We start from the raw sequence: 20760 nt of genomic DNA, 5'->3' as shown, positions 1-20760 counted from the left end.
GGATCCCTCCCCGGGCCGGGCCCGTGTGTTCCTTCGTTCGTCGCGTACGGCTGGACTCAGTGCGCGAAGGAGTCCTGCGGAGCCGGCGCGGACTTGGCGCCCTCGCCGCCGGCCTGGGCCGGACCGGCGCCCCGCAGCGGGACCTCCTTGACCAGCCAGGCGAGCGCGAAGCCCACTACGGCGATGCCCGCGCCCAGCAGGAACGCAGAGTGCGTACCCGCGGCCACCGCATGCTGGTAGGCGTCGCGCACGGCCTCGGGCAGCTTGGCCAGGCTCGCCGCGTCCAGCTGGGCGGAACCGGCGGCCTTGGCGGCCTGCGGGCCGAGCCGCTCGGACATGGTGTCCGTGACCTGGGTGGTGAAGAGCGAGCCCATGAGGGCCACGCCGAAGGAGCCACCCAGGGTGCGGAAGAGGGTGGCCGAGGAAGAGGCGACGCCCATGTCCTTCATGTCCACGCTGTTCTGCGCGACCAGCATGGTGATCTGCATCAGGAAGCCGAGACCGGCGCCGAGGACGGCCATGTAGAGGCCGGAGACCAGGCGGGTGGTGCCGGTGTCCATGGAGGCGAGCAGGAAGAGCCCGACGACCATCAGCGCGCCGCCGATGATCGGGAAGATCTTGTACCGGCCGCTGCTGGTGGTGATCCGGCCCGCGACGAGCGAGATGACCATCATCGAGAGCAGCATCGGCAGGAGGAGCAGACCCGAGTTGGTGGCGGAGGCACCCTGCACCGACTGCTGGAAGAGCGGCAGGTAGAGCACGCCGCCGAACATCGCGAAGCCGACGAGGAAGCCGATCACGGACATGAGCGTGAAGTTGCGGCTGCGGAAGATGTGCAGCGGCATGACCGGCTCGGCGGCCTTGGTCTCGACGTAGAGGAAGGCGGCGAGCGAGAGCAGGCCGACGACGATCAGGCCGATGATCTCCGCGGAACCCCAGGCGTACTCGGTGCCGCCCCAGGTGGTGACGAGGACGGTCGAGGTGATGGCGACGGTCAGCAGGGCGGCGCCCAGGTAGTCGATCTTCCCCTGCGTCTTCTTCTTGGGCAGGTGCAGCACGGCCGTGACCATCGCGAGGGCGACGGCGCCGAGCGGGAGGTTGATGTAGAAGGCCCAGCGCCAGCCCATGTGGTCGGTGATGGTGCCGCCGACCAGCGGGCCGCCGATCATGGCGAGGGCCATCACGCCGGCCATCATGCCCTGGTACTTGCCGCGCTCACGGGGCGGGATCAGGTCGCCGATGATCGCCATGACGCCGACCATCAGACCGCCGGCGCCCAGACCCTGGATCGCGCGGAAGCCGATCAGCTGACCCATGTCCTGGGCCATGCCGCTGAGGGCGGAGCCGATGAGGAAGATGACGATCGAGGTGAGGAACGAGCCCTTGCGCCCGTACATGTCACCGATCTTGCCCCAGATGGGGGTGGAGGCCGCGGTCGCCAGGGTGTAGGCGGTGACCACCCAGGAGAGATGCTCCAGACCACCGAGCTCACCGACGATGGTCGGCATCGCGGTCCCGATGATCATATTGTCTAGCATGGCGAGCAGCATGGCGATCATGAGTGCCATGAGCACGACGCGCACGCTGCGCGGCTTCGCCTCCCCCGGCGCGTCCGCCTGCTTGACCGTCTCGCTCATGTCCACTCCCCTGGTACTGACAGTTCTTCGTTCGGTCGGGCACTTACTTGCCGCCCGGCTAGTTCACTACACTGGGGAAGGTAGTCCTGCTACTAGCCGGGCGTCAAGTAAGTTCTCGTGGGGAGAGTCATGTCCAGCAGTTCCAGCGGAACCGCTCCGCAGGCCAAGCGCGGAAACACGCGCCAGCGCATCCAGGACGTCGCGCTGGAACTCTTCGCCGAGCAGGGGTACGAGAAGACCTCCCTGCGGGAGATCGCGGAGCGGCTGGACGTCACCAAGGCGGCGCTCTACTACCACTTCAAGACCAAGGAAGACATCATCATCAGTGTCTTCGAGGACTCGACGCGGCCGATCGACGAGCTGATCGAGTGGGCCCAGGGGCAGCCCCGGACGCTGGAGACCAAGCGGGAAGTGCTGCGCCGGTACAGCGAGGCCATGGCGTCGGGCGCACAGCTGTACCGCTTCATGCAGGAGAACCAGGCGACGATGCGGGAGCTCAGCATCGGCGAGACCGTCAAGAAGCGGCTCTTCACCCTGGTGGAACTGCTGCGCACGGACGACGGGCCACTGGCGGACCAGGTGCGCTGCGTGAGCGCCCTGTTCACCCTGCACGCGGGGATGATGTTCCTCCAGCACGTGGAGGGCGACCCGGAGGAGACCCGCCAGGCCGCCCTGGAGGTGGCCACCGACCTGATCACCCGGGCCCACCAGGCGGAGTAGCGACCGCCGCGGGGGTGGCCGGTTCGACGACGGACGTGCCCGCGACCGGGGGGCCGGGGGCGAGCCGGAAGCCGAGGTCGCAGGGCAGGAGCGGGGCGAGGTGGCGGGCCGCGTCGGCGGCGAGGGCGGCCAGCGGCTGCGCGCTGCCGGGCGGCACCCCCTCCCCCGCCACCTGGCTCTCCCTCCGGTACGCGGTGACCGCGAGCCAGCGGGCCTCGGCGCCGGCGGGGGCCCGGCAGGGCAGGTAGAGGACCGCCGCGTAGTCGTTCGCGTACCCCTCGACCTCCGCCAGCCGGACGGGGGCGTTGCCCCGCACCCGGCTGCGGGCGTCCTCGGGGGTGAGCCAGTGGTGGCCGGCCCAGAGGGCGCCGCCCCCGGCGGTCATCCGGCACCAGGAGTCGCCGTCGGCCCGCACGGGCTCCCGGGACTCCGCGTACCCCCCGCCGCGCGTCCTCGACGGCAGCAGCGCGGCGACCTCCCTCCCCGGCAGCACACCCCCACAGGTCCGGGCGGGCACCCGCACGGAGTCCGGGAGCGAGACCCACCAGAGGGCGGCCCCCATCAGCACGACGGCGAAGACCGCACCGGCGAGGTTCCGTCTGCCATCCGTCACCATGCCCGCATCCTGACCGGCCGGGCGGGCGGCAACAACACGAACAGCCGTCCCGTCAGGGGATGTTCACCCGACCGAGGCCTGCGGACCGCTCACCACTTGAGCAGCACTCCGCGCCAGGTCCACCCGGCGGCGAGGACGGTGTCCCGCAGGGGGTCCTTCATGTCCCGCGAGCTGTACCGGAACGTCTCCACGAAGCGGCGACGGCCGTCGGGGCCCTTCTCGAACTTCCACTCCCTGGCGACCAGGGTCGCGCCCCCACGGCCGTACTGCCAGTCGGAGTACTCGTGCGACACGTTCCCCCACTGCTCTTCGAGCACACGCACCTCGCGGGTCGCCGGAACCAGCCGCATGCGGATCTTGACGGTCAGCTTCAGCTCCGGGATCCGCCGCTCCGCCACCAGGTCCGCCCTCTCCTTGGGATACCCGTGGCGCAACCGGAACGGCGCGTCGGGCCCGTTGAGCGCGAGCAGCGCTTCCCGCACCTCCACGCCGGGCAGGGGCCTGATCCCCGCGGCAGGGTGCTTCGTACCGGTCCACCTGTCCCACAGACGCCCCATCGTCAGACCCCCGCTCCGATGTCCGGGCGCACCGTGCGCACGAAGTCCCGACAGTCAACCAGGAGGCTGTCGCGCTCCGTCGCGGTGGAGGTCACGTCTGACAGGGGAGATAGCCGACAGCCCCGGCGTGGGGCAGGCTCGCCCAGGTACGGGTGCCACCCCCGGGCTCACGCGACTCCCCGAACCCCCACGCCCCGCCGCAGTCCCGCACGACGGCCGCCATCACCCGCAGCCCCGCCCGCCGCCGGGCCTCGCAGTGGGCGGCCAGGCGGGGGTGGGAATGGGGGGCGTGGCCGTCGTAGACGCTGAGGCGCAGCGCGTCGTCGCGGTAGCGGACGGAGAGGTAGAGGCTCCGGCCGGGCTCCAAGTGCCAGGTGGTGGCGATGAGTTCCCCGGTGACCTGGAGCGCGGCGGGCGCGAGGGGATCGAGCCGGTAGGCATGCAGCACGGACCGTACGGCGCTCCGCGCGATCTGGGCACTGCACGGGGCCCCGGGCACGGTGAGGCTGCACGCGAGCCCATCGGGCGCGGGCGGCTCACACCCACCCGCGACGGGCCGGGGCGGCGGGCAGGCGGAAAGGGCGCTGAACATGACGGACTCCCTGAAGTCGACGTGGACGAAGGCGAGTTCGACGCGCACGGATGGCTCACACGGCACGGGGAGCGTGGCTCGTCGCCGAGGCCCGAGGCATGCTGCGGCGATGCACTTCAACTTCCCTGCGTGAGCGGTGCGTTGTCCAACGTAGTGCGGCATGGGCCAAATTTGGCCCGCACGACGGGAGAAATCACCCGTTCGTGGCCAGGCGGCCCTCGACACGCGAGACTGCACGGCATGACCGCGAGGACCACACCGACGGAACGCCAGAAAAGGCTGGGGTACGAGCTGCGCAGGATGCGCACATCGGCCGGGATCTCGGCCGAATACGCCGCCGGACTCCTGGGCGTGGACCGGGGAGCCATCTCCGCGATGGAGTCCGGGACCCGCGCGATCTCCACGGAGCGCCTGCGCACACTGGCCTGCAACTGCTCGGTGACCGACGAGAAGCACCTCGCGGGCCTGATGACACTGGCCTCACCGGGTCGCGGCTGGTGGGACCGCTACCGCGGCCAGCTCCCCCAGGGGTTCCTGGACATCGCGGAACTGGAGGCCCACAGCACTCGGATGCGCGGGGCGTTCTCCGTCCACATGCCGGGTCTGTTGCAGACCTCCGACCACGCTCTCGCCGTGTTCCGCATGGTCATCCCCGCCCTGCCGGAGGACGAGGTCGCCCTGCGTCTGGCATTCCGGGCCGCTCGCCAGCAGGTCTTGGACGACGCGGGTGCGGGAGAGTTCGTGGCCATCGTGCACGAGGCGGCCCTGCACATGCAGTTCGGCGGACGGGTGGTCCTCCGCGCCCAGCTCGAACACTTGCTGGAACGGTCATGGCAGGAGAACCTGACCGTGCGCGTCCTGCCGTTCGACGCCGACGGCTTTCCTGGCGCCGGTCAGACCGTGCTCTACGCGGAGGGCCCGACCACGCGGCTCGACACCGTACAGGTCGACAACTCTCACGGCCCCGATTTCCTGTACGCGGAAACACAACTGCGCAAGTACCGGGCCCAGCTGGACTGGATGGAGAGCCTCAGCCTCTCCCCCGAGGCGTCTCGGGACTTCATCCACAGCCTGGCCCGCCAACTCTGAGAGGACGACCGATGGCCGACATCACCTGGGAAGACGCCTTCTGCGGCGAAGGAGCGAGCTGCTACCGGATCGGGGTCGACGGGGACGGGAACAGCTACATCGCCGTCGCCGGGGCCGAAGCCGCCTACCTCACCGACTCGACGGAGTCACTGCGCCAGCTGATCCGCGACATCAAGGCCGGAAAGGCCGACCACCTGCTGGAAGGCTGACCGGAATGGCCGATGTGGCCTGGGAAGAACCCTTCTGCGGCGAGGGGAACTCCTGCTACCGGATCGGGGTCGACGGGGACGGGAACAGCTACATCGCCGTCGCCGGGGCCGAAGCCGCCTGCCTCACCGACTCGACGGAGTCACTGCGCCGGCTGATCCGCGACATCAAGGCCGGGAAGGCCGACCACCTGCTGGGCGGCGAGTGAGGCGGAGCGCGAGGAACCGGTGACGGCCGCGGTGGAGCGCATCGTGGCCGCGGAGTAGCGGCCTCCGGGGCTCCGGGTCAGTCCGCCGCGCCGGTGAGGAAGGCCGCGAGGTTGTCCACGTAGAGGTCGGGGTGGGAGACGTGCGGGACGTGGCCCGCGCCCTCCAGCACCCTGACCCGGGCCTGCGGCAGTGCGGCGGCGAGCCGGTCGATGATCACGGGGAACCAGGGCGGGCTCTCGGTGCCCCGGGTCAGCAGCACGGGGCCGGTGTAGCGGGAGAGACGGGTGAGGTCCAGGTCGGCCCAGGCCGGGTCGGCCTGCTCGTCCGCGAAGGTGGGCGCGTTGGCCACGTACGTCTCGCGCAGCCCCTCCGGCAGCCGCTCCCACATCCCCTCGCCGAAGGCGACCTCCTCCACGAAGCGGCGGGCCCCCGCCCGGTCGTCGCCCGCGCGCAGCTCGGTGAGGACCCCCTCGATCCGGAGCCGGGTGGCTTCCATCAGCGGCCGGAGGGCGGGGTCGTCGGCGACGACGCCGAGGAGCGGGGGCTCGTGCGCCGTGACGCTGCGGAAGAGCTCCGGACGGCGGGCGGCGAGCCCGAGGGCGGTGGAGGCGCCGAAGGAGTTCCCGGCCACGTGCGCCGGAGCGAGGCCGAGGGCCTCGATGAGCGCGGCCAGGTCCTCCTCGTCCTCCACCCGGCTGCCCGGCCCCGGCGGGCGCTCGCTGCGGCTGTGGCCCCGGCGGTCGTACGCCACCACGCACAGCGGCGACCGCTCCGCGAGGCGGGGCACGACGGCCCGCCAGCCGTCGTGGTCGCTCCAGGAGCCGTGGACCAGGACGAGGGGCTCGCCCTCGCCGGTGGCCTCGTAGAAGAGGGTGGTGCCGTTCGCGCGGACCTCTGCCATGACTCCACGGAACCGCACCGGGCGGGATCAGGCGAGCCGGCGCTCGGCGGCGGCGATCGGGACGTCGTTGATGCTGGCCTCGCGGCGGCGCATCAGGCCGTCGGGGTCGAACTCCCACTGCTCGTTGCCGTGGCTGCGCCACCACTGGCCGGCGGTGTCGTGCCACTCGTACTCGAAGCGGACCGAGATGCGGTTGCCGGTGTACGCCCACAGTTCCTTGCGGAGCCGGTAGTCCAGCTCGCGCTCCCACTTGTCGGCGAGGAAGGCGCGGATCTCGGCCCGGCCGGTGAGGAAGCGGTCGCGGTTGCGCCAGACGGAATCCTCCGTGTAGGCGAGCGCGACGCGCTCGGGGTCGCGGCTGTTCCAGGCGTCCTCGGCGGCCTGGACCTTGGCTCGGGCGGATTCCTCGGTGAAGGGCGGCAGTGGCGGGCGGACGGAAACGGTCATGCGGGGTTCCCTCTCGATCAGTAGAGAACGATCGTTCTCCACTGTACGAGAACGATCGTTCTCACGGCAAGGCCGACTGGGCTACGCTGCCCCCATGGACGAGGAAGAGGCCTGCACCCGGCTGCTGGACGCGGCGGAGGAGCTGTTCTACGCGCACGGCATCCAGGCCGTCGGCATGGACCGCATCCGCGCCGGCTCGGGGGTGCCGCTGAAGCGGCTGTACCGGATCTTCCCGGCGAAGGAAGCCCTGGTCACGGCCTACCTGGAACGGCGCGACCGGCGCTGGACGGGGAGCCTACGGGAGGCGGTCACGGGGGCCCCACAGCCGGTCGGCGCGGTCTTCGACTGGCTGGAACGGTGGTTCTCGGAGCCGGACTTCCGGGGCTGCGCCTTCCAGAACGCGTACGGGGAACTGGGCGCCGGGGGCCCGCCCGGGGTCCTCGACGCCGTACGCCGCCACAAGGCGGAACTGCGCGCACTGCTGGCGGAACTCGTCCCGGACTCCCCCGACACGGCCGACGAGCTGCTGATCCTGGTCGAGGGCGCGATCACGGTGGCCACCCTCTCCCCGGGCCCGGAGCCGGCGCGCAGGGCGCGCGCGATGGCGGAACGCCTGACGGGCTGACGGGGCCGACCGGCCGACCGGCTAACCGCCGGTGCTGCGGGGGAAGGTGATCTCGACGCGCCGGTTCTTCTTGCGGCCCTCCTCGGTGCTGTTGTCGGCGATCGGGTAGTCCTCGCTGTAGCCGCGGACGTCGTAGGTGACCCCGGGGGCGGTGACGGTCTTGGCCAGCTCCGCCTGCACGGCGTCGGCGCGCTGCTTGCTGAGCTCCTGGCCGTGCTCGTAGCTGCCCTGGTCGTCGGTGAAGCCGAAGACGCGGACGCGGGTAGCCTTCTGGGTGTTGATCTCGTTGGCGATGGCCTGGATGCGGGCGGCGGCCTGGGCGTTGAAGACGGCGCTGTTCTCGGGGAAGAGCACCTCGGACTGGAGGGCCATCATCACGGTCTGATTGGTCTCCTGCCGCCGCTGCTCCCCACCGAGGTCCTCGACGACCTCGGCGATGTCGAGCACCTTGGCGGGGGCGAGGGTGCCGCCCTGGGGGATCTTGAGCCCCGGCGAGGCGGAGTCGATCGGCACGGGCGCCGAGGCGGACGGCTCGGTGCCGGGCGGCGTGGACGGCTTGACGTCGTCGGCGTGGGCGGCGGTGGCACCGATCAGGTGGGCCCCGGCGATGATCAGGGCCGAAACGGCTGTGGCGGCGGCTGCGCGGTGGCGTGTGGTCATGAGGTCACCCGGAGAGTTTGACGGTGGCCATGGCAAAGGTGGGGAGGTTGAAGTCCACCTCGGTGGTCGAAGCAGGAGGCGCGGGGAACTGTGCAAAGAAGGGAATGGTCTCGCCTGCGGCGATGCGTGTGATTCCGCTCGTGCAGAGGCACCTGCTCTCCGTGTCCCGGAGCACGTAGTAGCGCTTCTTGCCGGCCTTGTCGGTCAGCGTGGCGCCGGCCACGGACGCGGCGCTCGCGCTCTTCTCATCCCCGCGCCAAGCCGCTGTTTGCACGAAGGCCGACGTTCCGCCGTTCTTGATCTGCCCGCTGATGGTCAGGAATCCGCCTTGATCACGGACGGCGGAGTTCAGCGTGAGGACAATTCCTTCCGGACCGGCCGACGTTGCGATCACCTCGACGGGTGCCGAACTCTGACCTGCGGCCGACGGTGACTTCTGCGACTTGCCCGCGGAGGGCTGCCCAGCTGACGGAGCCTGCGACTTGGGCTTCTCGTCATCGCCATTGCCGCACCCGGCCAAGGCGAGAACCATGACCGCCGCCACAGCGGCAGCTCCCGTGCGCGCCTTCACCACGTGCCGAATCCTCATCTACGCCGCTTCCTTATCTGTCTCGTGCACCATCAGTCGACCAGTCGGACCTTGAACAGGGCCCTGGCCAACTTGTCCCAGGGTTCGGGCTTCGAAGGATCGAAGGTGAGATCGTCAGCCCCCTCACACACGATCGAAATCGACCCGGGCCTCTCGGGCCCGCCCGTCGCCGTCCCCCCAGAGGACGGCGTGGGGGTGGGGACGGGAGTAGGTACGGGGGCGGCCCCAAGGTGGCACCGCGGTTCGACCTCCGCGGTGGCCTCCGCCCTGCCATGCACACCGGCCGTTCCCGGAATCACAGAATCACCGACGGTTCCGTTCGTGACGACAGCCACTTTGAATCGCAGGCCGAGCGGTGCGCAGGTCGCCACAGCATCGTTCTGAGCCGCGAAACTCTCGGCTCCGGCACAGGCACGTGAGAGGTCGAAGCGATTTCCCGCGAGCAGCGCCTCCCAACCCGCGGGCGGGAGCGTGGTGAGGTCGAGTCCTGGGACCAGATGGCCCCTCGCATCACGAGCGGCCGCCAGCGCCGCCGCGTCTGCCGCGCCCTGCCCGTTGCTGCGCGTCACCGACGCTTGGCCGACCACGAAGAAGGCGAGCGCGGCGAAGAGCAGGCACGCCACCATCACGATGTAGATGGGGAATGCCTGCCCCAGGTCGCGCGACTTCTTCCCGATCACCCGGCGGTGATGTCCTCGACGGCTTGGGAAATCCGGTTCGTGATCGCCGTCCCGATGCCCGATCCGACGATCGCCCCGATGATGACGATCACCACCAGGATGATGCCCAGGTACTCGAACGCGGTCTGGCCCCGGTCGGGATTCGCGTAGCGCTTGCGGAGACGTGCCACCGCCGTGTCCGTCCAGCCGTTCAGGCGGAGCTTCGCCTCGACCGATGCCTTCAGTAGCGAGTTGTGTGACATGGGGGTCCCCTCCCGGGCCGGTGTCACCGTTGATGGGCGGACGGTACGGGGAGTTACCAGTGATAACCAAGGGTCCCGGGGCCCAAATACGGACCCACTGCGCACTCCGTCTACCCATGGCCGGTCACCCCTGGACGGGCGGTTCCCAGCCAGCGGGCTATCGCCTCGCTGCGGGAGGTGCTCCGGAGTTTGGCGAAGATGCGGTTGATGTGGTTCTTGACCGTTTTCTCGCTGATGAAGCAGGCGCCGGCGATCTGCTGGTTGTTCATGCCGGACGCGATCAGGTCCATGATCTCCACCTCCCGCGAACTCAGCCCAAAAGTAACGGAGTTGTGCACGCGCTCCGTAGACTGTCCCACACTTCGTTGCTGTTGCGAAGAGGACCGGAGTTCCGCGAGCACGGCGGTCGCCGCCGTCGGGGTGAAATGGGCGCGGCCGTCGCGGGTGTCGCGGACCGCGCGCAAGAGGTCGTCGGGGGTGAACTCGCCGTGGACCAGGTAGCCGCCCGCGCCCAACAGCAGTGCCTCGCGGACGACATCGGGCTCCTGGCTGTACGTCAGCATCAGCACGGGTGCCAGGCACACCAGGTGCGGCAGGGCCGAGATGCCGTCGACTCCCGGCATGCGGACGTCCAGCAGGATCACGTCCGGGCTGTGGAGCCGGGTCAGGTGGAGGGCCTCGTGGCCGTCCCGGGCCTCCGCCACGACCACGAGGTCGTCGGTGGTGGCCAGCAGGCTGCTCAGGCCCGCGCGGACGACCGGGTTGTCGTCGGCGATCAGGACGCGCAGGGCGCTCACGTGCGGCCCCCCGTCGGCAGGGTCAGGCGGATCCGGGTACCGGGGCCCGTGGTGCGGGGGCCGACCTCGAAGGCGGCGCCGATGGCCCGCGCGCGTTCCCTCATGCCGAGCACCCCGAAGTGCCCGGCCGGCAGCACGGGGGGCAGGCCGACGCCGTCGTCCTCGACCGTCACCGTGAGCGTCGTCGGCCCCGCGCACAGCGACATCTCGACGCGCGAGGCCCCCGCGTGGCGGCGGGCGTTCTCCACGGCCTCCCCGGCGACGGCCAGGAGCTGGTGCACCACCCCCGGGGGGAGGACGGGCAGCGTGCCCGTGGTGCGGAGTTCCGCGTCCAGGGCGCGCAGCCCCGGCAGGAGGGCGGCGCCGGGCACGCGCAGCTCCGTCAGCAGGGCCCGGGACTCCGCGGAGGCGCGGCGGGCCGCGTCCGCGACCAGTTCGGCCTGGCGGCGGATCGCCGCCGGGTCGGGGGTCCGGGCGAGGGCGTCGGCGGCCAGCGCCAGGCCGTGGAGGGTCTTGGACACCGAGTCGTGCATCTCCCGGGCCAGCCGCTCCCGCTCGTCCCGGACCGCCTCGGCCGCCGCCAGGCTCCGTACGGCCGCCCCGAAGCGCAGCAGCAGCTCCCGCAGCCCGGATCCGGCGGCCCCGGCCACCACGCACAGCAGGCAGAGCACGAAGCCGCCGCCCAGCGCGGCCACCGCCACCGCCTGCGCGGCCGCGTACACCGCCGAGCCCCGCCATCCGTAGACCAGCCCGGCCAGCAGCGGGGTGCACAGGGCGACCAGTCCGACCGGGGAGGTGGGGGTGGCCACGATCAGGAGGAGCCCGCTCAGGGCCATGTCCACCGCCAGCAGCCAGCGGTGGCGCAGCAGCAGCGGCCCGAAGCGCTCCCAGTCGCGGAAGAGGACGTAGGACAGCATGAAGGTGGCCAGCAGCGCGCCGGACACCAGGCACGCCGGCGCTCCAGGTGCGGTGTGGCCGAGTGCGAACGGCGCGCCAAGAGCGATCATGACCAGCCGGAACGCGAAGACCTGTCGGCTCAACGCCTGGAGGGCATTGGCTTGGACCGCGAGGGAAGGGGCGGTAGCCGTGTTCCGCCCCTCCGCCCCGTGCAGCGCAGGTAAGTGCAGTGCGGTCATGGCCGCTCACCCGCCCCCGAGCAGTGCGCCGAAGTCCACGTTGGCTCCGTAGACGAACCCGCAGACGAGCAGGATCAGTGTGCCCGGCAGCATGAACATGGTCACCGCAAACGTCGCCTTCGGAACGGCCCGCGCCGCGCGTCGGCGGGCGTTCTGCGCGTCGGTGCGCCGCATGTCCTCGGCGATGGCGATGAGGGTGTCCACGATCGGCGAGCCCAGTTCCTCGCCCTGCTGGAGGGCGGTGACGAACTGGGCGACCTGTTCTGAGTCGTTGCGTCTGCGCAGCTCGTCGAACGCCTGGCGGCGGCTGACTCCCATGTCCATCCGCTGCAGGGTGATGCGGATCTCGTCCGACCAGGGGCCCTCGTACTTGTCCGCCACCCGGTCCAGCGCCTGCCGGAAGCCGAGCCCGGCACTGACCACCACCGCCAGCACGTCGAGGAAGTCCGGGAGGATCCGCTCGATGTGGTCCCGGCGGACACGCACGGCCGACCACAGACCGAACTCGATCCAGAACAGCCCGAAAGCGATCATGAGGAGTGCCGCTACCCACTGTCCGTTCATCAGCATGGCCAGGGCGCCGAGTCCGCCCAGGAACCCGTAGACCGCGCGCCGGGCGGCGTAGCGGTCGATGGTGAGGCCGGCCGGGTTGCCCGCCATGTCGATCTGGCGGCGCTTGCGGGCCACCTGCTTGGCGCCCATCAGCCGCAGCACCAGCGGCGCCCAGCGGATGCCGAGGCGGTCCACGAGCGAGCCGACGGCGGTGGTGCGGGTGGCGCCGACCTCCAGGGCCAGGGCGAGGTCGGTCGGGAGTTTGACGTCGGCGCGGTAGAGGCGGATGCCGTGCAGGGCGCCGAAGACGGACAGGGCCACGGCCAGGGCGAGGAGGAGGGGGAGGTAGGCGGTCATCGCGGCGTCGGCCCCCTCACACGTCGATCTTCGACAGCCGGCGGATCAGGACGAAGCCCAGCGCGAAGAGCCCCAGGGCGACGATCACCGCGACCTGCCCGACCAGCGCGCCGGTCATCCGGTCCAGGGCGCCCGGCATCATCGCGTTCACCAGCAGCAGCGAGCCCAGTCCGATGGCCGGGACCAGGTACGCCGTCACCGTCACCTGCGAGAGCTGCGTACGGATCTCCCGGCGGGTCTCCTTGCGCTGCTCCAGGGTCACCGTGAGGTTGCGCAGGCTGCCCACGATGGCGCCGCCCGCACGGGCGGAGAGGACCAGGGTGGAGACGAGGACGACCAGTTCGCGGGACGGGAGCCGGTCGACGATCTCCCCGAGGGACTCCTCGATGGAGTGCCCGACGGCGAGGCGGTCCGCGACCCGGGCCAGTTCCTCGCCCGCCGGGGCCTCCAGTTCCTCCGCCGCCATGCCGATGGCGGTGCGCAGGGCGAGGCCGGCCTGGGTGGCGTTGGCGAGGATCCGGGCCAGTTCGGGGAGCTGGTTGATGAAGCGTTCGGTGCGGCGGGCGCGCTGCCAGTTCAGGAAGGCGTTGGCGGACCAGAGGCCGATCAGTCCGGCCACCGGGCCGAAGAACGGGGCCAGCAGGGAGGAGCAGACCAGCCAGGTGCCGGCGACGGCCAGCAGCATGTAGACGAAGAACTCGCCCGGGGTGAGGTCCAGTCCCGTGGTCGCCAGTTTCAGTTCGATGCGGCGGCCCAGCGCCGTCCTGCGCAGGCGGCGGTCGACGCCGCGGAAGCGGCGCCTGCGTCCGGTCGGCGGGGGTTCGCCGCTCGCCGAGAGGCGTTCGATGAGGGCGGCGCGCTGGGCGAGCCCGGCCGAGTAGGCGTGCACTCCGAGGGCCGTGAACAGGCCGGCGAGCAGGGTGGCGCCGAGGGTGAGGAGGACGAGGTCGTTCACAGGACGGTCCGGGGGGTGAGCGGGTCGAGGAGGGCGTCGGGCTGTGCGACGCCGAAGGCCTGGGGGATCGGCTGGCTGTTCATGTAGAGGCGCTCCGCGATCCGGCGGGGCAGGGGGGCGTACGCGAAGTAGCCGTGCACGCGTCCGTCGGCGCCCATGGGCTGGGCCACGTAGCGGCAGACGGTGGTGATCCGGAAGGGCTCGCGGCCGTGGGATTCGAGGATGGAGATCTCCGTGATGCGGCGCGAGCCGTCACCGAAGCGGGTGAGCTGCACGATGACGTTGACGGCGCTGTTGATCTGGTCCTGGAGCGCCTCGAAGGGGATCTCCACCTCCGACATGGAGGCGAGGGTCTGCAGGCGGGTGAGCGCGTCCGAGGAGCTGTTGGCGTGGACGGTGGCGAGGGAGCCGTCGTGGCCGGTGGACATGGCCTGGAGCATGTCGAGGGTCTCGCCGCCGCGCACCTCGCCGACGATGATGCGGTCGGGGCGCATGCGCAGGGAGTTGCGTACGAGGTCGCGGATGGTGATCTGGCCCTTGCCCTCCACGTTCGCGGGGCGGGATTCGAGGCGGATCACGTGCGCCTGCTGGAGCTGGAGTTCGGCGGAGTCCTCGATGGTGATGATGCGCTCGCCCTCCGGGATGAGCCCGGAGAGGGCGTTGAGGAGGGTGGTCTTGCCGGTGCCGGTGGCCCCGGACACGATCAGGTTCAGCTTCGCCTGCACCAGCCCGGACAGGAGCAGGAGCATCTGCTCGTCGAGGGAGCCGAGGGCGATCATCTCGGGCAGGGTGAAGGCGCGCGGGAACCGGCGGATGGTGAGGGTGGCGCCGGTGAGGGAGAGCGGCGGGATGATGACGTTGACGCGCTCGCCGCTGGGCAGGCGCGCGTCGACCATCGGATTGGCCTCGTCCACGCGGCGGTTGACGGTGGAGACGATGCGCTCGATGGTCTGCATCAGCTGCTCGTGCGAGGCGAAGCGGATCGGGAGCTGCTCCACCCGGCCGGAGCGTTCGACGAAGATCTGGTCGGGGCCGTTGACCATGATCTCGGAGATCGAGGCGTCTTCGAGGAGCGGTTCGAGGACGCCGAGCCCGAGGGCCTCGTCGACGACGCGGCGGATCAGCTGGGCGCGTTCGGCGGTGGACAGGACCGGGCCCTCGCGGCTGATGATGTGCCCGAGTACGCGTTCCAGGCGCGCGCGGCGCTCGGCGGGCGCGAGCGCGGACATCTCGGCGAGGTCGATCTCTTCGAGGAGTTTGGCCCGGTAGGAGGAGACCAGGCGGCCGTCCTCGCGGGGGCTGTGGCGGTCGTCGGGGGTGCTGACCCGGGAACGCAGGCTCACGGTCGGGCTCCGTCCGGGTCGGTGTTGGGCATGACGGCGGTGGCCGTGGCGTCCGGGAGGTCGAGGCCGGGGATGATGGAGTTGACCTTGATGGTCACGGTCGCGGTGATGGCGTCAGCGCCGCCGGGCACGGACACCGTCGCCGCAAGGCCCGACCGGATCGCGGCGAGCCCCGCCGCCTCGCCCCGGCCGCGGTGCTGGGCCTCCACCCGCGCCGCCGCCCGCGCCGCCGTGTCCGCCTGCTCGTGGACGTACGCGATCCAGCCCAGCTGGATCCCGCAGAGCGCGACGAACAGCAGGATCGGGACGAAGCCGATGTATTCGATGGCCACTTGGCCACGGTCGGAACGGGTGTGCCGTCGTCGTCTCATGTCACTCCTCCCGTTCCATCGCCGCGCCGGCCGTGCCGTCGATCCCGTCGAAACCGAGCCCGGGGAAGAGGACGGGGATCTGGAGCGTGACCGTCGCCTTGTAGACGTCGCCTTCCCTGCGGCAGTCGGGGGTACCCATGTTCCAGCTGCTCCCGATGTACTTGGACGCCGCGGCCACGCACTCCCTGCGCCCCTTCACCGCCCCCGCCCGCGCCCCCTGGTCCGCCGCGTTCCCGGCAAGGGAGAAGGCGTAGCCGATCAGCACGCACTCCCACACCGCCGCCACGAGCAGCAGGATGAGCGGGACCATGCCGACGAACTCGACGGCCACCTGCCCCCGGTCCCGGCACCACCCCCGCCCCCCGCGTACGGACCCCCGCGCGGTCACCGCTCAGCCCTCCCGGCCGCGCCGCAGGCGGGCCATCGGGCCGGCCGCGCGGAGGGCGAGGGCGGAGCCGGAGCCGGCGGGGGCCGGGGATCCCGCCGGGGCGTCGGGGGCGGCGAGGAGACCCAGTTCGCCGGCCAGGGTCCACAGGGCCTGCTTCACCGTCGAGCGGTTGTCGAGGTCCTGCACCCGGCCCGCGTCCACCACCGCCTGGAGTTCCTTGAAGGCGGCGGGGACCGGGGTGCGGGTGGGGCGGGTCTTGGTGATCTTCTCGATCAGGGAGGGCTGTATCTCGGTGTGCCTGCTCCAGCGGTTCACCACCATCGTGGTGTCCTCGGCCTTGCGCACCTGGAGCCGCTCCCACATCCGGACCGTCCGCTTCGCCGCCCGCACGGCGACCACGTCCGGGGTGGTGACCATGACGGCCAGGTCGGCGAGTTCCACGGCGGTGGCGTTCGCGCCCGTCACCTGGCTGCCGCAGTCGATGACGACGAGCTCGTAGCGGGCGCGCAGGGCGCCGATGACGTGCCGGGCGGCCCGTTCGTCGACCTCCTCGCCCCGCTCCCCGTCCGCCGGGGCCAGCAGCAGGGCCAGGCCGGTGCGGTCCTCGTAGACGGCGTCCTGCAGGACGCGCGGGGAGATGTCCTGGATGCCGGCGAGGTCGGCGATGGAGCGCCGGAACTGCACGTCGAGGTACGAGCCCACGTCCCCGGCCTGGAGGTCCAGGTCCACCAGGGCCGTGCGCCGGCCCGCCGCGGCGGCGGCCAGCGCGAACTGCACCGCGGTGAACGTGGCGCCCACGCCCCCCTTGGCGCCGGTGACGGTGACCACCCGGCCGCCCGGACCGGCGGGCGCCTCGGGGCCGCGGCCCAGGTGGCGGCGTACGCCCGCGGACCACTGGGCGGCGGCATGGACGCGGGCGGCGAGTTCCTCGTAGGCGAGGGGGAGGCCGATCAGGCCGCGTGCGCCGGAGTCCATGGCGGCGGAGAAGAGCGCGGGCCCGGCGTCGGAGGAGATCAGGACCACGCCGACGGCGGGGAAGCGCAGGGCGACTTCGCGGATCAGCTCCAGGGCGGGGACGGGGCCGATCCGTTCGTGGACGAGGACCACCTCGGGCAGTTCGTCCAGGGAGTCCGCGGCGAGGCGGAACAGGGTGTCGAGGAGGGTCGTGGAATCGGGGACGGGAGCGGCGGGCTCGGCGTCCGGGAGCTGGCTGAGCAGCGCCACAATGGCGCGGGCGGCGTCCGGGTCGCCGGCCGCGGGGAGGATTCGGGTGGTCATCCGGGCCTCACTTGTCCCCGTCGAGGGTGTACGTGCGGTCGCTCGGGCCGGGGGTCGAGTCGGTGCCGGGGGCCACCAGGGCCAGGCGGACGTGCTCGGCGAAGGACTCGGCGTACGCCACGCGCTGGGTGTCCTTGGTGTTCAGGGCGAAGGTGATCGGAACGGCCTCGGCGGGGCCCTTCTTGTCGCTGTCCTTGTCGAGGGCGGTGAGTTTGCCGACGCCCAGGACGCGGGCGTTGGCGACGATGATGACCGAACGGGCGGGGTCGGTGTCCTTGGCGCCCTTGAAGGTGGCCAGGATGTTGACCTTGGCGCCGGAGGTGATCTTGCCGGCCACGCCCGTCGCCGCGTCGATCATGATGGCGATCTCCTGCTCCCCGGCCTGGAGCTGCGGCTTGTCGACGAACATGTCGCTCTGGAGCAGCGAGCCCCGCTTCAGGGTGGTGAGCGCGATCTTGCCCTGGAGCCCGCCCAGGTCGGTGACGGCGGTGTCGGAGAGCCACCGCTTGGGGACCTTGACCTCTTCGAACTGGCCGGCCGTGAGCGGGCTGTACGGGGCGATGTCGCCCTTGACGCGGTAGGCGACGACCTCGGACCCGACCTTGGAGTTGACGTCGCCGATCACGACCAGGACCCCGGCGAAGGCTGCGAGGGCGCACAGGACCGACAGCAGGAGCAGGATGACGCCGCGGCGCTGGCGTGAGTTCATGAGCCGTACTACCTCGCCGTTCTTCGTTCGTTCGGGCCGGTCAGGTTCTGGAGCGGGAGTGGGTGCCGGTACGGGCGGGGGCCTCGGGCGGGGGTGCGGCCAGGGGTGCGGCGCAGAATCCGCAGCGGTCGCCGATGAGTTCGAGGCCGCACCAGCGGCACTCCTCCCGGCGGACCGATGCGACGAGCTGGTAGAGCACGGACAGGTCGGGGATGGCGGCGGCGAACTCGACGAGCTTCGGGGTGGCCCACCAGGCGGCGGAGTCGGCGGGCAGCGGGTTCTCCATGACGCCCTGCACCTGCCAGGCGGGGGCCAGTTCGGCCGTCACCCAGTCGGAGGACAGTGCTCCGCGCGCGAAGGTGAGGTGGGTGGCGAAGCCGGGTCCCGGCGGCAGCGCGCCCTGCGGCCCCGATCCCTTCGATCCCGATGCCTTGGATCCCGATGCCTTGGATCCCGATCCCTTCGGCCCCGATCCCTTCGACCCCGCGGGGCCGAGCCTGGCCAGGTGCGGCGTCGGGTGGGCCAGTACGGCGAACTGGGCGCTCGGCGACCAGGACCGGGCGTGGGCCTTGAGCCCGACGGGGACCCGGTCCAGCTTCGCGACCGTACCCAGCAGCGCGCCCGCGTGGATGTAGTGGGTCAGCAGCCGTGCGGCGGAGGCGATGACCCCGGGGCTGAAGTCGCAGACGGTGAGCTGGCGCAGCTGACGCACCAGCACGGCGGTGCCCAGGGGCGGCAGATCGATGTCGAGGAACGCGATCCGGTCGGTCTCCAGGATGGCCCGGACGGTGTGCAGCCGGCGCACGGTGGCGGGCGGGAGCCAGGGCGGTACGACGGCCACTAGGTGGCCGTGCAGCTCCAGCAGGGCGGAGGTCTCGGCGAGCGCGCCCTCCAGGTCGGCCTCGCCGGGCGGGCGCAGGACGGCGGCGCCGGGGGTGTGCCGGTCGGGGGCGGGCAGCACCAGGTCGGCGCTGGTGACAGCGATGGCGGTCGGCACGCGAATCCCCCCGTTCACCCTGTACGCGACGCCTGTTCGCACGGCTTTCACGTACGCGCACATGCTGCGCGACCGCAAACGATCGACGCGCTCCCCCCTTGCCCCAGCACCATAACCGCGTCACCCCTGGCCGGTCAGGGGCTTGGTGATTCCCGTGCCGGAAGGGGTTGTCACAGGTGGCGGGAAACCCGGACAACAGGGATCGCAAGCCCGGCCAGTTCAAGCCACTTCGCAAAGACCCTTGACACGAGGATTGGTCTGGACCAACTTGGCTGCGCCGGCAGTTCGTTCCGGGGGACCCCCACTCCCCCTCCTTCCGCTTCCCCCCTTCCTCCCCCCACGGAGCCCACGTGAACCGCATACGCCCCCTCGCCCTGCTGGGCGCCGCCACCCTCGCCGCGGGCGGGCTGACCGCCCTCTCGGCGGGCACCGCACAGGCCGCCGACGTCAACGTCGCCCGCAACGGCGGCTTCGAGTCCGGCCTCGCCAACTGGTCCTGCACCGGCGGCAGCGGCGCCGTCGTCACCTCTCCGGTCTACGCCGGCGCGGGCGCCCTGCGCGCCACCCCGGCGGGCTCGGACAACGCGCAGTGCAGCCAGACCGTCACGGTCAAGCCGAATTCCACGTACACGCTGAGCACCCAGGTCCAGGGCTCGTACGTCTACCTCGGCGCGACCGGCACCGGCACCCAGGACGTCTCCACCTGGACCCCCGGCTCCGGCTCCGGCTGGCAGAAGCTGTCGACCACCTTCACCACCGGCCCGAACACCACCCAGGTCATCGTCTGGACCCACGGCTGGTACGGCCAGCCCGCCTACACGGTGGACGAGTTCAGCGTCTTCGGCCCGGACGGGGGCGGCGGCACCGATCCCGGCCCGAGCGTGCCGGGCGCGCCCTCGGGAGCGGCCGTTTCCGGCCAGAGCGCGAGCGGGCTCACCCTTTCGTGGAACGCGGTCGGCGGCGCCACGGGCTACCACGTCTACCAGGACGGCGTCCGCGTCCAGACGGTGTCCGGCGCCTCCGCCCAGATCGCCGGGCTGGCCGCCGCCACCTCGTACGCGTTCCAGGTGAGCGCGTACAACGCGGCGGGCGAGGGGCCGAAGTCGGCGGCGGTCACCGGCACCACGACCGGGGGCGGCGGCCCGAACCCGAACCCGTCGGTGCCCCGGCACGCCCTGACCGGCTACTGGCAGAACTTCAACAACGGCGCGACCGTCCAGAAGATCTCCGACGTCTCCTCCCAGTACGACATCATCGCCGTCTCCTTCGCCGACGCCACGACCACGCCCGGCGCCATCTCCTTCACCCTCGACTCGGCGGGGCTCGGCGGATACACCGTGGACCGGTTCAAGGCCGACGTCGCGGCGAAGAAGGCGGCGGGGAAGTCCGTCATCCTCTCCATCGGCGGCGAGAAGGGCACCATCTCCGTCAACGACTCCGCCTCCGCGAACAACCTGGCGAACTCGGCGTACGCGCTGATGCAGGAGTACGGCTTCAGCGGCATCGACATCGACCTGGAGAACGGCCTCAACCCGACGTACATGACCCAGGCGCTGCGTGCCCTGGCGGCCAAGGCGGGCCCCTCGCTCGTCCTGACGATGGCCCCGCAGACCATCGACATGCAGTCCGCCCAGGGCGGCTACTTCAAGACGGCGCTGGCGGTCAAGGACATCCTGACCGTGGTGAACATGCAGTACTACAACAGCGGCGCGATGAACGGCTGCGACGGCAAGGTCTACTCCCAGGGCTCGGTGGACTTCCTGACGGCGCTGGCCTGCATCCAGCTGGAGGGGGGGCTCGACCCCTCGCAGGTGGGCATCGGCGTCCCGGCGTCCCCCAGCGGCGCGGGCAGCGGCTACGTCTCCCCGACGATCGTCAACAACGCCCTGGACTGCCTGACCAAGGGCACGGGCTGCGGCTCCTTCAAGCCGTCGAAGACGTACCCGCGACTGCGCGGCGCGATGACCTGGTCGACCAACTGGGACGCCAAGGCGGGTAGTGCCTGGTCCAACGCGGTGGGTCCCAAGGTCCACGGGCTCCCGTAGGCGGTAGGTGTGGGGGTGGCCGGTTCGGGTTCCCCGGAAAGACGGGGTTCTTGACCGGGAC

The 20760-nt window shown here is 71.3% G+C and carries 26 protein-coding genes; 6 read left to right on the top strand and 20 right to left on the bottom strand.

What is annotated here, in order from left to right:
- Positions 1–56: 56 nt before the first annotated feature.
- On the bottom strand, positions 57–1637 hold the full coding sequence (locus tag ACEPPI_RS12985) for an MDR family MFS transporter (RefSeq protein ID WP_373915379.1): 1581 nt from the start codon (positions 1635–1637) through the stop codon (positions 57–59).
- Between the two features lie 129 nt (positions 1638–1766).
- On the opposite strand from ACEPPI_RS12985, the gene ACEPPI_RS12980 reads away from it, so the two are divergent.
- Positions 1767–2357 (top strand): TetR/AcrR family transcriptional regulator, encoded by a 591-nt coding sequence (locus ACEPPI_RS12980; RefSeq protein ID WP_373915378.1) that lies wholly within the window; start codon positions 1767–1769, stop codon positions 2355–2357.
- Here the strand turns inward: ACEPPI_RS12980 and ACEPPI_RS12975 are convergent.
- From ACEPPI_RS12975 to ACEPPI_RS12965, 3 genes are all read right to left on the bottom strand, one after another.
- A complete protein-coding gene (locus ACEPPI_RS12975; protein ID WP_373915377.1) occupies positions 2332–2973 on the bottom strand; it encodes a hypothetical protein in 642 nt (213 codons plus the stop codon). The genes ACEPPI_RS12980 and ACEPPI_RS12975 overlap by 26 nt on opposite strands.
- A gap of 89 nt (positions 2974–3062) precedes the next feature.
- Positions 3063–3461 carry a hypothetical protein gene (locus ACEPPI_RS12970; protein ID WP_373915376.1) on the bottom strand — a complete coding sequence of 133 codons (399 nt, stop codon included), beginning with the start codon at positions 3459–3461 and terminating at the stop codon, positions 3063–3065.
- Positions 3462–3621: 160 nt separating this feature from the next.
- Positions 3622–4170: an ATP-binding protein gene (locus ACEPPI_RS12965; RefSeq protein WP_373915375.1), complete on the bottom strand. Its 549-nt coding sequence runs from the start codon at positions 4168–4170 to the stop codon at positions 3622–3624.
- 192 nt (positions 4171–4362) lie between these two features.
- Between ACEPPI_RS12965 and ACEPPI_RS12960 the strand changes: the two genes are divergently transcribed.
- From ACEPPI_RS12960 to ACEPPI_RS12950, 3 genes are read left to right on the top strand one after another with little or no spacing between them, the layout of a single operon-like run.
- Positions 4363–5211, top strand: coding sequence for a helix-turn-helix domain-containing protein (locus ACEPPI_RS12960; protein ID WP_373915374.1), 849 nt, complete (start codon positions 4363–4365; stop codon positions 5209–5211).
- Between the two features lie 11 nt (positions 5212–5222).
- The gene (locus ACEPPI_RS12955) at positions 5223–5420 is read left to right on the top strand and encodes a hypothetical protein (RefSeq protein ID WP_371676891.1); all 198 of its coding nucleotides are present in this window, start codon (positions 5223–5225) and stop codon (positions 5418–5420) included.
- Positions 5421–5425: 5 nt separating this feature from the next.
- Positions 5426–5626, top strand: coding sequence for a hypothetical protein (locus ACEPPI_RS12950; protein WP_373915373.1), 201 nt, complete (start codon positions 5426–5428; stop codon positions 5624–5626).
- Positions 5627–5703: 77 nt separating this feature from the next.
- On the opposite strand, the gene ACEPPI_RS12945 is transcribed toward ACEPPI_RS12950, so the two are convergent.
- Both ACEPPI_RS12945 and ACEPPI_RS12940 read right to left on the bottom strand, forming a co-directional pair.
- On the bottom strand, positions 5704–6528 hold the full coding sequence (locus tag ACEPPI_RS12945; RefSeq protein WP_373915372.1) for an alpha/beta fold hydrolase: 825 nt from the start codon (positions 6526–6528) through the stop codon (positions 5704–5706).
- A gap of 27 nt (positions 6529–6555) precedes the next feature.
- Positions 6556–6975 (bottom strand): nuclear transport factor 2 family protein, encoded by a 420-nt coding sequence (locus tag ACEPPI_RS12940; protein WP_373915371.1) that lies wholly within the window; start codon positions 6973–6975, stop codon positions 6556–6558.
- A 94-nt stretch (positions 6976–7069) separates the two neighbouring features.
- Here ACEPPI_RS12940 and ACEPPI_RS12935 point away from each other — a divergent pair, with 94 nt between their 5' ends.
- Positions 7070–7600: a TetR/AcrR family transcriptional regulator gene (locus tag ACEPPI_RS12935; RefSeq protein ID WP_373915370.1), complete on the top strand. Its 531-nt coding sequence runs from the start codon at positions 7070–7072 to the stop codon at positions 7598–7600.
- Between the two features lie 21 nt (positions 7601–7621).
- Here the strand turns inward: ACEPPI_RS12935 and ACEPPI_RS12930 are convergent, their stop codons facing one another.
- From ACEPPI_RS12930 to ACEPPI_RS12865, 14 genes are all read right to left on the bottom strand, one after another.
- Positions 7622–8260 carry an OmpA family protein gene (locus ACEPPI_RS12930; RefSeq protein ID WP_285535539.1) on the bottom strand — a complete coding sequence of 213 codons (639 nt, stop codon included), beginning with the start codon at positions 8258–8260 and terminating at the stop codon, positions 7622–7624.
- 4 nt (positions 8261–8264) lie between these two features.
- Complete coding sequence (locus tag ACEPPI_RS12925; RefSeq protein ID WP_373915369.1) at positions 8265–8834, bottom strand: hypothetical protein; 570 nt, start codon at positions 8832–8834, stop codon at positions 8265–8267.
- Between the two features lie 47 nt (positions 8835–8881).
- A complete protein-coding gene (locus ACEPPI_RS12920; RefSeq protein ID WP_373915368.1) occupies positions 8882–9529 on the bottom strand; it encodes a pilus assembly protein TadG-related protein in 648 nt (215 codons plus the stop codon).
- On the bottom strand, positions 9526–9771 hold the full coding sequence (locus tag ACEPPI_RS12915; RefSeq protein WP_373915367.1) for a hypothetical protein: 246 nt from the start codon (positions 9769–9771) through the stop codon (positions 9526–9528). Before ACEPPI_RS12915 ends, ACEPPI_RS12920 begins: the two co-directional genes overlap by 4 nt.
- A 110-nt stretch (positions 9772–9881) precedes the next feature.
- Positions 9882–10568, bottom strand: coding sequence for a response regulator (locus ACEPPI_RS12910; RefSeq protein WP_373915366.1), 687 nt, complete (start codon positions 10566–10568; stop codon positions 9882–9884).
- Positions 10565–11608, bottom strand: coding sequence for a sensor histidine kinase (locus tag ACEPPI_RS12905; protein ID WP_373915365.1), 1044 nt, complete (start codon positions 11606–11608; stop codon positions 10565–10567). The genes ACEPPI_RS12910 and ACEPPI_RS12905 overlap by 4 nt, the downstream gene beginning before the upstream one ends.
- A gap of 102 nt (positions 11609–11710) precedes the next feature.
- Positions 11711–12613, bottom strand: coding sequence for a DUF5936 domain-containing protein (locus ACEPPI_RS12900; RefSeq protein WP_373915364.1), 903 nt, complete (start codon positions 12611–12613; stop codon positions 11711–11713).
- Positions 12614–12629: 16 nt separating this feature from the next.
- Positions 12630–13568, bottom strand: a complete 939-nt coding sequence (locus tag ACEPPI_RS12895; protein ID WP_373915363.1) for a type II secretion system F family protein — start codon at positions 13566–13568, stop codon at positions 12630–12632.
- Positions 13565–14911 carry a CpaF family protein gene (locus ACEPPI_RS12890; RefSeq protein WP_371676903.1) on the bottom strand — a complete coding sequence of 449 codons (1347 nt, stop codon included), beginning with the start codon at positions 14909–14911 and terminating at the stop codon, positions 13565–13567. The genes ACEPPI_RS12895 and ACEPPI_RS12890 overlap by 4 nt, the downstream gene beginning before the upstream one ends.
- A complete protein-coding gene (locus tag ACEPPI_RS12885; RefSeq protein WP_373915362.1) occupies positions 14908–15243 on the bottom strand; it encodes a TadE/TadG family type IV pilus assembly protein in 336 nt (111 codons plus the stop codon). The genes ACEPPI_RS12890 and ACEPPI_RS12885 overlap by 4 nt, the downstream gene beginning before the upstream one ends.
- 40 nt (positions 15244–15283) lie before the next feature.
- Positions 15284–15613, bottom strand: a complete 330-nt coding sequence (locus tag ACEPPI_RS12880; protein ID WP_373915361.1) for a TadE family protein — start codon at positions 15611–15613, stop codon at positions 15284–15286.
- A gap of 60 nt (positions 15614–15673) precedes the next feature.
- Positions 15674–16948, bottom strand: coding sequence for a CpaE family protein (locus ACEPPI_RS12875; protein WP_373915360.1), 1275 nt, complete (start codon positions 16946–16948; stop codon positions 15674–15676).
- 7 nt (positions 16949–16955) lie between these two features.
- Positions 16956–17657, bottom strand: a complete 702-nt coding sequence (cpaB, locus tag ACEPPI_RS12870) for a Flp pilus assembly protein CpaB (protein WP_373915359.1) — start codon at positions 17655–17657, stop codon at positions 16956–16958.
- 40 nt (positions 17658–17697) lie between these two features.
- Positions 17698–18654: a hypothetical protein gene (locus tag ACEPPI_RS12865; protein ID WP_373915358.1), complete on the bottom strand. Its 957-nt coding sequence runs from the start codon at positions 18652–18654 to the stop codon at positions 17698–17700.
- Positions 18655–19004: 350 nt separating this feature from the next.
- Here ACEPPI_RS12865 and ACEPPI_RS12860 point away from each other — a divergent pair, with 350 nt between their 5' ends.
- Entirely contained in the window at positions 19005–20699 is a 1695-nt protein-coding gene (locus ACEPPI_RS12860) for a chitinase (protein ID WP_373915357.1), read from the top strand.
- Positions 20700–20760: the final 61 nt, after the last annotated feature.

Source organism: Streptomyces sp. AB3(2024), assembly GCF_041862025.1.
GTDB lineage: Bacteria > Actinomycetota > Actinomycetes > Streptomycetales > Streptomycetaceae > Streptomyces.
The sequence above is the reverse complement of the archived record's forward strand: the minus strand, read 5'-3'. Positions and strand labels throughout refer to the sequence as shown.